We start from the raw sequence: 11,891 nt of genomic DNA on the forward strand, positions 1-11,891 counted from the left end.
TCACCGTGCACCCACCTCGTCCCTCGTCGTGATCGCGCCGACGACGGCGTCGGCGACCTCGTCCAGCCGGGGGTCCACCACGCCCGGGAGCAGTCCCGGGAGGCGGACGAGCGCGCGGGCCGCCGCCGCGTCGTCGGGCGCTCCCTCCACGACCGTGCGCAGCTCGTCGCCGCGCGGGTCGTCCAGCGGGCGCCCGGCCCGCACCTCTGCCACGACGAACGCGGCCCACGCGGCGAGGGCACCCACGACACCCGGCGCGGCCGCGTCGCCGGGCCGGCCCGCGAGGAGGTCCCCGAGCGTCGTGCCCCACCGCACCGGGATCTTCGACGTGCCGTCCATGGCGACCTGCCGGGTGGCGTGTCCCGTCGCGGGGTTCGCGAACCGGTCCAGCAGGGCCTCGGCGTAGGCGCGGAGGTCGACGCCGTCCGGCGCGACGAGCGTCGCCAGCGCGTCGGCCTGCAGCGCGCGTGCCCCTGCCGCGAGCACCGGGTCGGCGACGGCGTCGGCGATCGTGGCGTGGCCCGCGAGCGACCCGGCGTAGGCGAGGTACGAGTGGGCCCCGTTGAGCAGGCGCAGCTTGGCGCGCTCGTACGGCGCGACGTCGCGCGTGAGCGTCGCGCCGCCGAGCTCCCACGCCGGGCGGGGCCCGGCGAAGCGGTCCTCGACGACCCACTGGAGGAACGGCTCCGCGACGACGACGCCCTCGTCGCGCGCGCCGAGGAGCGCCTCGACCTCGTCGCGCTGCGCCGAGGTGGTGGCGGGCACGATCCGGTCGACCATGCTGCACGGGAACGTCACCGCCGTCGCGAGCCAGCCGCGCAGGGCGTCGCCCGCGGGCCCGGGGAGCGCGGCGTCGACCGCCTGGCGCACGAGGCGCGCGAGCACGCGGCCGTTGTCGGCGAGGTTGTCGCAGCTCAGCACGGTGAGCGGCGCTGCGCCGGCCCGACGACGCGCGGCGAGCCCGCGCACCAGCAGCCCGACGGCGGTCGTCGCCGCCCCGGTGTCCTCGTCGGCGACCTCCCGCGTCTCCTCGGCGGCGAGCAGGTCGAGGTCGGCGCGCACCGCGATCGTGTCCAGGTGCCCGTCGGCGCGGCGCGCGTAGCCCTTCTCGGTGACGGTGAGCGTCACCACGTGCGTCGTGGGCGCGGCGAGCGCCGCGAGGATCCGCGGCGTCTCCTCGGCCGGCCACGCCACGTCCGTCACCGAGCCCACGACGCGTGCGGACGCCCCGCGGGCGCCGACCGTCAGCACGGTGTAGACGCCACCCTGCGGACGGAGCTGGTCCCGCACGGTCGCGGAGCGTTGCGTCACGCCGAGGATCCCCCAGCGGTCCTCGCCCGTGGCGAGCGCGGCGTCCTCCGTGACGACCGCCTGGTGCGCCCGGTGGAACGCGCCGATCCCGAGATGGACGATGCCGACGTGCGCCGGGTCGACCGGCGCGGGCCGGAGCGAGGGCGGCCCTCCCCGGTGCAGCCGCGCGGTCACGCGGCCTCCCGGGGTCCGACGCGACCGAGGTCGGCGGGACGGACGGTGCACCCGGTCGCGGCCGCCTGCCGGATCGCGCACAGGAGCCGGACGGTCTCCACGGCGTCGGCGGCCCCCACCGGCGGCGGTGCCGTCCCGTCGAGCGCCGCGAGCACCCGCTCCCACTGCGCGCGGTGACCGGCGTGGCCGATCGCGAGCGGGTCCGCCGCCCCGCCCGCCGCGCTGCCGGAGGCGGGGGCGGGGACGCCGGGCACCTTCCACCGGACCACCTCGTCCTGCGCGAGCTCGACGGAGCCGAGCGACCCGTGGAGCGTCAGCGTCGCGGGGAAGCCGGGCGGGGTCGCCGTCGTCGTCGTGACGACGCCGAGCGCGCCGGACGCGAGGCGGAGGGTCGCGACCGTGGTGTCCTCGGCGCCCGCCGGGCGCGCGAGCGTCGCGGCCTGGGCGGTCACCGACTCGACCGGCCCGCAGAGCCACCGCAGGAGGTCGACGTTGTGGACGCCCTGGTTGACGAGCGACCCGCCGCCCTCGCGCTCGTCCGACCGCCACGGCGCTGCCGCGTAGTAGTCGTCGTCGCGGAACCACGGGACGTGCGTCGCGACGAGCCGCAGCTCGCCCAGCGCGCCGCGGTCGAGCGCGCGCCGCAGCTCCTGGTGCTGCGGCTCGAAGCGGCGCTGCGAGACCATCGAGACGACGCGCCCCCGCTCGCGCGCGACCCGTTCGACGAGCAGCGCGTCCTCCACGGTGAGCGCGAGCGGCTTCTCCACGACCACGTGCTTGCCGGCCTCGAGCGCGGCGAGCGCGAGCCGCGCGTGGCTCCCGCTCGGCGTGCAGACCGCGACGACGTCGACGTCCGGGCGACGGACCACGTCGTCCGGCGTGGTGCGCACCGCGGGGCCGCCGCTCGCCGCGTCGTCGGGCAGGCCGCGCCCGCTGTAGGCGACGAGGCGCGCCCGTGGGTGCAGGTCGAGCAACGCCCGGGCGTGCAGCGCGCCGATGCTCCCCGTCCCGACGATGCCGACCCCGACGACGCCCGCGGCACCCGGCCCCCCGGCCACCGCCCTGCTCACTCGACCACGTGGCTGGCGCCGAGCAGGTCGCGCAGCCGCTCGGCGGCACCCGTGAACCGCGGGTCGACGAGGGTCGTCCCGTAGTCGCGCTCGGCGGGCAGCCCCGGTTCGAGCGTCTCGACGATCCGGCCCGGGCGAGGGCTCATGACGACGATCCGGCTGCCCAGGAAGACGGCCTCCGGCACGGAGTGAGTGACGAGGACGATCGTCGTCCCGGTCTCCCGCCAGATGCGGTTCATCTCGATGTTCATCTGCTCGCGCGTGAGGGCGTCGAGGGCGCCGAAGGGCTCGTCCATGAGGAGCACCCGCGGTTCGTGCAGGAGCGCCCGGCACAGGGCGACGCGTTGCTGCATGCCGCCGGACAGCTCGTGCGGCAGCGCCTTCTCGAACCCGGTGAGCCCCGTGAGCTCGATGAGCACGGCGGCGCGCTCCTGGGCGCGGCGCCGGTCCATCCCGCGCATCTCCGCCTGGAGCAGGATGTTCTTGCGCACCCCACGCCACTCGAGCAGCGCCGAGCGCTGGAACGCGAAGCCGATGTCGCGCTGGGGGCGCGTCACGACCTGCCCGTTGAGGCGCACCTCGCCCTCGGTGTACGCGGTGAGACCCGCGACGATCTTGAGCAGCGTCGACTTGCCGCAGCCGGACGGCCCGACGATCGTCACGAGCTCCCCCGCGCGGACGGTCAGCGAGACGCCGTCGAGCGCCACCGTCTCGGACCGCTTCGAGCTGAACCGCATCGTGAGGTCGCGGACCTCGATGACCGGTTCGGCGCGGGCGTCCGCGGCCGGAGCGGCGAGCTCCGGGGCCGCCGTCACAGGTCCGCCCCGAACGAGCCGTCCCAGAAGTCCGCCGGGGTCGTGCCGCCGTCGAAGTCGGTGTTCTCGGAGAGGAACGTCAGGGTGCTCGTCCACTGCTCCTCGGTGTTGACGCCCGGTGCCGGGGCGTCGTCGAGCCCGAGCAGCTCGACCGTCGCCGCGAGCTGCGCCGCCAGCACCGCGTCGTCGGGCGCCTGCTCGGCGCCGGCCGCCATCGCCGTGACCGCGCCCTCCGGGTCCTCGGACGCCGCGAGGAAGGCGCGCGAGGTCGCGCGCACCATCGCCTCGACGAGCTCCGGGTCGTCGGCGATGAGCTGCTCGTGGGCCACGAGTCCGGTGCCGAGCAGGTTCATCCCGAAGTCGGCGAAGGGCAGCGCGTCGACCTCCTCGCCCGTCTGGTTCTCGATGGTCGGCGCCTGGTCGTGGTGGAAGCCCTGGATGGCGTCGACCTTGCCCTCGATGAGGGCGGCGATCTTGCCCGCGGCGTCGACGTTGACGACCGTCACGTCCGCCGGGTCGACGCCGTTGAGCTCGAGCCACGCGGGGAACGTGCCGTACATCGCGTCGCCGGGCGTGCCGCCGACCGTCTTGCCGACGAGGTCGGCCGGCTCGGCGATGCCCTGGTCGGCGAAGAACTCGACGGAGCTCGGTCCCGTCTGCAGGAAGACGCCCACGCTGCGCACGGGCATCCCCGAGCTGATCGCGTTGGCCAGCGGAGGCGTGTCCGCCCACCCGAAGTCGGTGTTGCGCTGCGCCACCTGCTGGACCGTGTTCCCCGACCCGTTGCCCGGCTGGATGGTGAGGTCGATGCCCTCCTCCTCGAAGATCCCCTGGTCGACGCCGTAGTAGAACGGCGCGTGCTCGCCGTACGGGACCCAGTTGAGGGTGACGGTGACCTCGGTGAGACCGTCGCTCCCCTCGCCGCCACCGGCCTCCGACGGGTCGGACTGCCCGCAGGCCGCCGTCCCTGCCACCACGACGCCGGCCACCGCCAGCGTCACTGCGAACTGTCCACCGCGCATGGGAAGAGCCCTTCTGCTCGTGCCGCCTCGTCGTCGAGGGGCGGGGTGTGCTGGACCCGGACGCCGGCGGGCGCCGGCGGCCCGGGAGGTCATGACGCCGCGAGGACGAGGTTCCCGCGCCGCGACGCGTGCCACGGGATGAGGAGCCGCTCGAGCAGCTCGACCAGGAGGAAGAGCACCACGCCGATGAGCGACATGAGGATGAGGTCGGCGAACAGCAGAGGTGCGTCGAGGTTGCCGCTCGCCAGGAGGAGCACGTACCCGAGGCCACGGTCGGCACCGACGAACTCGCCGACGACCGCCCCGACGACCGCGAGCGTCACGGCGACCTTGAGCCCGGACATGAGCTGGGGCAGCGACCCGGGGAAGCGGATCTTGCGGAACGTCCTCCAGCGCGACGCGCCCATGGTCGCGGACATCTCCAGCAGCTCGGGGTCGATCGACCGCAGCCCGGCGACGGCCGAGACGACGACCGGGAAGAACGCGATGAGCACCGCGAGCACGATCTTGGGCGTCGCGCCGAACCCGAACCACACGACGAGGATCGGGGCGATCGCGATCTTGGGGATGACCTGCGCGAACAGGATGAGCGGGTAGAGCGACTTCTCGGCGGTCGGCGAGTACACGAGCAGCACCGCGGTCGCGACGCCGATCACGGCGGCGAGGACGAACCCGACGACCGTCTCCATCGTCGTGACCCACGTGTGCTCGAGCAGCATGGGCCAGTCGGCGACCATCGTGTCCCAGACCGCGCCGGGCGAGGGGACGAGGTACGCGGGGACGAGCTCCCGCCACGCGACGAACCACCACGCCGCGAGGAGGGCGAGGAGCACGAGCGCCGGCCGCCACGCCGCCGACACGACGGCGAGCGAGCGCGCGCCGAGCGACGTCGTGGGCCGTCCGCCCGTACCCGCACGTCGGGGTGCCGTGACGGGCGGGCCTGCCGCGGGGCGGACCGGTCGCACTTCCTGGGCTGTCGTCATCGTGCGGTCCTCCATGGTCGTGGTGCGGGTGCTGCGCGGGACGTCCGGGGGCGGCGCGCTCGTCATCGGTACGGCACCCCCTCGGCGTCGAGGATCGTGGTGAAGGCCTCCCACGCCTCCGTGAACAGCTCAGGACCGGAGAACCCGCCGAGGCTGTGGGCGTCGCTCAGGTGCGGCTCGAGCGAGAAGAACCCGTCGAAGCCGTCGTCGCGCAGGGCCCGGACCGTCTCCACGAGCTCACCGTCGCCCCGGCCCGCGGGTACGACGGCCCCCGTCGCCGCGACGGCGTCCTTCACCTGCACGTACACCAGGTGCGGGCGCAGCAGCGCGTACCCGTCGGTGAAGGGCCGGACGCCCACCTGGACGAAGTTCGCCGAGTCCCACGCGAGCGCGAGGTGCTCGGACCCCACCGACTCGACGACGTCGAGGCACCGCTCGGGCGTGTCGCCGTAGATGCCCTTCTCGTTCTCGTGGACCAGCACGACGCCTGCCGTACGCGCGACCTCCGCGAGCGCCCGCATGCGCCGCACGACGACGTCGCGCACGGTCGCCGGGTCCGTCCCCGGGCGCACGAAGAACGAGAACACCCGCACGTACGGCGCGTCGAGCTCCTGCGCGAGCCGCGCGGCGTGCCGCATCCGGTCGAGATGCGGGTCGAAGTCCTCGTCGACCGCGATCTTGCCCACGGGCGAGCCGATGCTCGAGACCCGGAGGTCGTGGCGGTGCAGCAGGCGCACGACCTCCCCGCGCTGGTCGTCGTCGAGGTCGAGCACGTTCGTGCCCCACGCGCTGCGGAGCTCGACGAAGCGCAGCCCGAGCTCGGAGGCGACGACGCACTGCGTCTCCACCTCGGGCGAGATCTCGTCCGCGAAGCCCGAGAGCGTCCACATCGTGCGTCCTCCCTTCTGGTCGTCTCCCGGCGACGGCGCGGCGGCCACCGTCCGGCGGCCGCCGACGCGGGGAGGCGCCGGACGGGCGGTGCACGGAGGTGGGGGCGGGTCGACGAGACGGTGTCGAGGTCCTGCGCACGGAGCTCGTTCTCGGTGCGCCTGGCATGGACAGTAGGGGCGCGCCTGCGGGTGGACAACGAGTTGCCACTTGTTGCCCCCCGACGGCCGCGGCCCCTCCTGCGCGCGACGGCCCCCGGGTTTCGCGGGTGCTCGCCGGGGCGTGCGCCCGACCGGGTGCCCCGGACGCCGGTTGCCACCGGTTGCCACCGTCGGCACCGTCGGCACCGGCCGTCGTCAGGCGCCGGGGTCGGGCGGTCCGGCGAGGTCGAGCGCGACGAGGCGGAAGCCCGCCGAACGGACCGCCCGGAGCACCTCGCCACGGAGCGGCTCGCTCGTCACCGCGAGCAGGTCGGTAGAGGGCGCCTCGATGCGGGCCAGGTCGCCGTGGTGGTGGACCCGCAGATCGTCGAGCCCGAGCCGCCGCAGCTCGCTCTCGGCCGTCTCCACCTGCACGGCCTCCTCGACCGCGCCCCGGGGGTCGACCGGGGCCAGGGCCGGGCCGGTCACGTCCGGCGACGGCGCGGTGCGCCTCATCGACGGCACCCGTGGGACCCGACCTCCGGAGCGGCAACGGGCGCGGTCCCCGCCACGGGCGCAGTCGCGGCCGGCGCTCGGCCGCCGGGTCTGCGCCGAGCCGTGGGCAGGGTCGAGGACGGGGTCGGTCGCGGCTCCACGGAGCCATTGGACGGCGCCCTCCGGTGGTCGTCAAGGAGTTGCCGTCGGTTGCCTCCGGCACCCTCCACGCGCGACACGGCAACGACAACCGGTTGTTGTCCATCGCTGTCAGCGACGTTACAGTCCGACCGCATGACCCCCGCCGGCAATGGTGCCAGCCCGACGATCTACGACGTCGCCCAGGCGGCCGGCGTCGCGCCCTCGACCGTCTCGCGCGCGTTCTCACGGCCCGGCCGCGTCAACGCCCAGACCGCGGAACGTATCCGTGAGGTCGCCAGCGAGCTCGGCTACCGGACGAACCCGCTCGCCCGCGGGCTGCCGACCGGCCGGACGTCCCTGCTCGGGATCGTCGTCGCCGACGTGACCAACCCGTTCTTCTTCGAGATCCTCCGCGGCGCCGAGAAGACGGCCCAGGACGCCGGGTACACCCTGCTCATGGTCGACGCGCACGAGTCCGACGAGGCGGAGCGCCGGGCCCTGGACCGCACCCTGCCCCTCGTGGAGGGCATGATCCTCGCGACGTCGCGGCTCTCGGACTCCTCGATCCGCGTCGCGGCGAAGCAGCGACCGACGATCGTCATGAACCGCCACGTCACCGACGTCCCGAGCGTGCTGACGGACAACGCCCAGGGCATGCGCAGCGCCGTCGAGCACCTCGCCGGACTCGGGCACACGAGCCTCGCCTACGTCGCCGGGCCGGAGGCGTCCTGGGCCGACGGCATGCGCTGGCGCGCGTTCCGCGAGGCGACGCGCGAGGTCGACGTGCAGGCCCGCCGGGTCGGCCCGTACCCGCCCACGCTCGCGGGCGGGCTCTCCGCGGCGAAGGCGCTCGTCGCGCACGCCGCGACGGCGGTCGTCGCCTACAACGACCTCATCGCGATCGGTGCCATGCGCGGCATGCGCCGGCTCGGCGTCGAGGTGCCGCGGGACATGAGCGTCGTCGGCTTCGACAACATCTTCGGCTCGGACTTCTGCACTCCCCCGCTCACGACCGTCGCAGCACCCCTGCGTCACTTCGGGTCGTTCGCCGTCCAGCGTCTCCTGGCCCAGCTGCGCTCGTCGCCCCCGGCCGCCGTCGGGCCGACGCTCCTGCCCGCCAAGCTCGTGGAACGGGGCTCGACCGCCCGTCCCGCCTGAGCGGCGCTCGGCGCACCGCGCCGGTCGGGCAGGGGCAACAAGTGGCAACTCGTTGCCCCGGTCCCGCGCGTCCCCGGATAGTGACCGCACGGCGCGCACCGATGCGCGCCGCGCGCACCGTCCCGGACACGCAAGGCCCTCGATGGAGAGGCAAGGCTGATGGACCACCCCTCGAACCTGGCACCACCTCCGCACGGCGCGGCACGGCGTCGACGACGGCGCGCCGTCGTCGCGGCGCTCGCCGCGCTCGCCGTCCCCTCCGGCGTCCTGACCGCCCAGGCAGCGGCACCGGTCGCCGTCCCCGCCGCGACCCAGGCCGACATCCGTCCCCAGGAGCCCGGCGTGACCCTGCGCGTCTTCGACGTGCAGGTCATCCTCGACGACTACTGCACGCTCAAGCCCGGGCAGACGCCCAACGTCGACAAGATCATGCCGACCGTCGACTGGACCACGGCCGCCGACTTCGGTCTCACGGACAAGTTCGTCACCGAGGTGACGGGGTACCTGAACGTCCCCGAAGCAGGCACGTACGACTTCCGGATCACGAACGACGACGGCGCACGGCTGCTGCTCGACGACGAGCTCGTGGTCGACCACCCGGGACGCCACGGCGCGACGTCCAAGGAGGGGTCGATCGAGCTCGAGGCGGGCTACCGCGCGCTGCGCATCGACCACTTCGACGGCGAGTTCGACCAGCGGCTCAAGCTCGAGTGGCGCCCGCCGGGCGCGTCGGGCTACGTCGTCGTCCCGAGCTCCGTGCTGAGCACCGACGCCGACGTCACGCGCGTCACGTCGCCCGGTCGCAAGGAGTGCGAGGGCGTCACCGAGGCCCCGGGCGACGGGCTGCCGCTCACCGAGGTGCACCCCGACTACACGCTCACGGACCTGCGCCCCGAGGGCTTCCAGCCCCAGGTGACGGGCATGGACTGGCTGCCCGACGGCCGTCTGGCCATCTCCACCTGGGGCGGCGACCGGCTCACGCAGCGCGGCGAGGTCTACCTCGTCGACCACGTCCAGGGTGACACCGGCGCCGACGACGTGACCTACACGAAGGTCGCCGAGGGCCTCACGGAGCCGATGGGCCTGAAGTACGTCGACGGCACGATCTACGTGTCCGAGAAGGACGGGCTGACCGCGCTCGTCGACACCGACGGCGACGAGGTCGCCGACGAGCACGACACGATCGCGACCTGGCCGTTCGGCGGCAACTACCACGAGTTCGCGTTCGGCCTCCTCTACGAGGACGGCTACTTCTACGTCACCACCGGCATCGCGATGGTGCCCGGCGGCAACTCGCTCGACCCGCAGCTCGCGGAGAACCGCGGCTCGGTCATGAAGATCAGCAAGGACACCGGGGAGGTCGAGTACGTCGCGGGCGGCCTGCGCACGCCGAACGGGCTCGGCTGGGGCGCCGACGGCGGCATGTACGTCACCGACAACCAGGGCGTCCGCATCCCCACCTCCAAGCTCGTGCGCGTCGAGGAGGGCGCGTTCTACAACCACTTCACCAACCCCGACGGCCCGTACGACGACCAGCCCGTCACCGAGCCGGTCCTGTGGATGCCGCACAGCGAGATCTCGAACTCGCCGAGCAACCCCGTCGTGCTCACCGAGGGCGTGTTCGCCGGTCAGCTGGCGATCGGGGACGTCACGTACGGTGGTCTCCAGCGTGCGTACCTCGAGGACGTCGCGGGCCAGGAGCAGGGCGCCGTCTTCCGCATGACGCAGGGCCTCGAGTCGGGAGTGAGCCGGACGAGCGTCGGCCCGGACGGCGCGATCTACGTCGGCGGCATCGGCTGGTCGGGCAACTGGGGCCAGGCGGGCAAGCTCTCGTACGGTCTCCAGAAGCTCACGTACGACGGCAACCACGCCTTCGACATGCTCGCGATGCGCGCCGTCGAGGGCGGCTTCGAGATCGAGTACACGCAGCCGCTCTCCGAGGAGACGGCGCAGGACCTCGCGTCGAAGTACACGGCCGCGCAGTGGCGCTACGTCGCGACCCCGCAGTACGGCGGCCCCAAGGTCGACGAGGAGGTCCTGGACGTCGCCGCCGCGACCGTGTCGGAGGACCGGAGGACCGTCACGCTGCAGATCGACGGGCTGAAGCCCGGGCGTGTCGTGAACGTCCACTCCCCGCGCCCGTTCGCGTCCGAGAGCGGGCAGGAGCTGTGGAGCACCGAGGCGTGGTACACCCTCACGCGCCTGCCGGACGGCTCCGTCGCGCCGCCCGTCTACGAGGCCGAGGCCGCCGACATCTCCGGCGGCGCCGGCTGGAACAGCAACCACGCCGGCTACTCGGGCAGCGGGTTCGTGGACCGCAACTGGGAGCCGGGCGCGCAGACGACCTTCGCGGTCCGCGCGGAGAAGGCCGGACCCCACGACCTCGCGATCCGCTACGCCAACGGGCAGAACAGCGACCCGCGGCCGACGCCACGGAACCTGAGCCTGTACGTCAACGGCGAGAAGCTCAAGCAGGTCTGGTTCGACAGCACCGTGAGCTGGTCGACGTGGGCGACGCAGGTCGAGACCGTGCCGCTGCGCGAGGGTGCGAACACCGTGACGATCCGGCACGACGACGACGACCTCGGGCACGTCAACCTCGACAGCCTCACCGTCACCCCGAGCGAGCGCATCACGCTCTTCGACGGCGACGACCTCGACGCGTGGGCCGCGGTCAACGGCGGCGGCCCGGCCACGTGGCCGATCGCGGACGGCTCGTTCGAGTCCTTCGGCGGTGACATCCGCACGAAGGAGAAGTTCGACGACTTCCGGATGCACGTCGAGTGGTACCAGCCCGAGCACGCGCCCGAGGTCACGGGCCAGGCCCGCGGCAACAGCGGCGTCTACATCCAGGAGCGCTACGAGGTCCAGGTGCTCGAGTCGTTCGGGATCGACCCCCCGAAGAACAACGACGCCGGGGCCATCTACCTGAAGAAGGCGCCCGACGTGAACGCGGCGACCCCGATGGGCACGTGGCAGACGTACGACCTCGAGTTCCGGGCCGCGCGGTTCGGCCCCGACGGCGCCAAGACCGAGGACGCCCGCATCACGCTCGTGTGGAACGGGCAGCTCGTGCACGACGACGTCGCCGTCGACGGGAAGACCGGCAACGGCAAGGACGAGGGCCCGACGTCGGGGTACATCAAGCTCCAGGACCACGGCGACCCCGGCCTCAACCCGCGGTTCCGCAACGTCTGGATCGAGCGCCTCCCGAGCGTGGAGGAGCCCGCCCCGTCGGAGGTGGCGGTCACCGCGACCGCCGAGGTCCGCTGCCTCGCGGGCACGCCGTACGTCGCGGTCCGCGCGCTCAACGACGACACCGTCCCGTTGGACGTCGTCCTCGACACGCCGTTCGGTTCCAAGGCGTTCACCGGCGTCGCCCCCGGCAAGAACGCCTACCAGGCGTTCGCCGTCCGGGGCGACGAGACCCCGGCGGCAGGGTCCGTGACCGTCACCGCTCGCCCGTCCGACACCTCTGACGAGCGGGAGACCGTCGCGACACCGGAGCACGGCCTGCCGACCTGCGGCTGACGCTCCACCGTCGGGCCCGGATGCCGCCCACCCGTCCGCGGGCGGCGGCACCGGGCCCGACGCGTCGGTGGGCGCGCCGCGCACCCACCCCGAGACCGACCACCGCGCGCACGACCACGCCCTCCGGTCACCACCGGAGGAAGGGACGACGACCGCGCACCAC

9 protein-coding genes are annotated in these 11,891 nt (G+C 73.8%); 2 read left to right on the forward strand and 7 right to left on the reverse strand.

Annotation, left to right across the window (positions count from 1 at the left end; all coding sequences use genetic code 11):
* The 7 genes from RDI86_RS04310 to RDI86_RS04340 all read right to left on the reverse strand — a co-directional run bounded on the left by RDI86_RS04310 (position 1) and on the right by RDI86_RS04340 (position 6,919).
* Positions 1 to 1,485, reverse strand: a complete 1,485-nt coding sequence (locus tag RDI86_RS04310) for a mannitol dehydrogenase family protein (protein ID WP_086149098.1) — start codon at positions 1,483 to 1,485, stop codon at positions 1 to 3.
* Positions 1,482 to 2,555: a Gfo/Idh/MocA family oxidoreductase gene (locus RDI86_RS04315; RefSeq protein ID WP_308820788.1), complete on the reverse strand. Its 1,074-nt coding sequence runs from the start codon at positions 2,553 to 2,555 to the stop codon at positions 1,482 to 1,484. The genes RDI86_RS04310 and RDI86_RS04315 overlap by 4 nt, the downstream gene beginning before the upstream one ends.
* The gene (locus tag RDI86_RS04320; protein ID WP_308820789.1) at positions 2,552 to 3,370 is read right to left on the reverse strand and encodes an ABC transporter ATP-binding protein; all 819 of its coding nucleotides are present in this window, start codon (positions 3,368 to 3,370) and stop codon (positions 2,552 to 2,554) included. The genes RDI86_RS04315 and RDI86_RS04320 overlap by 4 nt, the downstream gene beginning before the upstream one ends.
* On the reverse strand, positions 3,367 to 4,392 hold the full coding sequence (locus tag RDI86_RS04325) for an ABC transporter substrate-binding protein (protein ID WP_086149100.1): 1,026 nt from the start codon (positions 4,390 to 4,392) through the stop codon (positions 3,367 to 3,369). The genes RDI86_RS04320 and RDI86_RS04325 overlap by 4 nt, the downstream gene beginning before the upstream one ends.
* Positions 4,393 to 4,481: 89 nt before the next feature.
* Positions 4,482 to 5,441, reverse strand: coding sequence for an ABC transporter permease (locus RDI86_RS04330; protein WP_308820790.1), 960 nt, complete (start codon positions 5,439 to 5,441; stop codon positions 4,482 to 4,484).
* A complete protein-coding gene (locus tag RDI86_RS04335; RefSeq protein WP_308820791.1) occupies positions 5,438 to 6,265 on the reverse strand; it encodes a sugar phosphate isomerase/epimerase family protein in 828 nt (275 codons plus the stop codon). The genes RDI86_RS04330 and RDI86_RS04335 overlap by 4 nt, the downstream gene beginning before the upstream one ends.
* A 354-nt stretch (positions 6,266 to 6,619) precedes the next feature.
* Positions 6,620 to 6,919, reverse strand: coding sequence for a hypothetical protein (locus RDI86_RS04340; RefSeq protein WP_143317025.1), 300 nt, complete (start codon positions 6,917 to 6,919; stop codon positions 6,620 to 6,622).
* Between the two features lie 273 nt (positions 6,920 to 7,192).
* Between RDI86_RS04340 and RDI86_RS04345 the strand changes: the two genes are divergently transcribed.
* Together RDI86_RS04345 and RDI86_RS04350 are read left to right on the forward strand one after the other, a co-directional pair.
* Complete coding sequence (locus RDI86_RS04345; protein ID WP_308820792.1) at positions 7,193 to 8,197, forward strand: LacI family DNA-binding transcriptional regulator; 1,005 nt, start codon at positions 7,193 to 7,195, stop codon at positions 8,195 to 8,197.
* Between the two features lie 159 nt (positions 8,198 to 8,356).
* The gene (locus RDI86_RS04350) at positions 8,357 to 11,728 is read left to right on the forward strand and encodes a family 16 glycoside hydrolase (RefSeq protein ID WP_308820793.1); all 3,372 of its coding nucleotides are present in this window, start codon (positions 8,357 to 8,359) and stop codon (positions 11,726 to 11,728) included.
* The last annotated feature ends 163 nt before the right edge of the window (positions 11,729 to 11,891 follow it).

Origin of the sequence: Cellulosimicrobium sp. XJ-DQ-B-000, assembly GCF_031119065.1 — a bacterium.
In the GTDB taxonomy this organism is placed as follows: domain Bacteria; phylum Actinomycetota; class Actinomycetes; order Actinomycetales; family Cellulomonadaceae; genus Cellulosimicrobium; species Cellulosimicrobium funkei.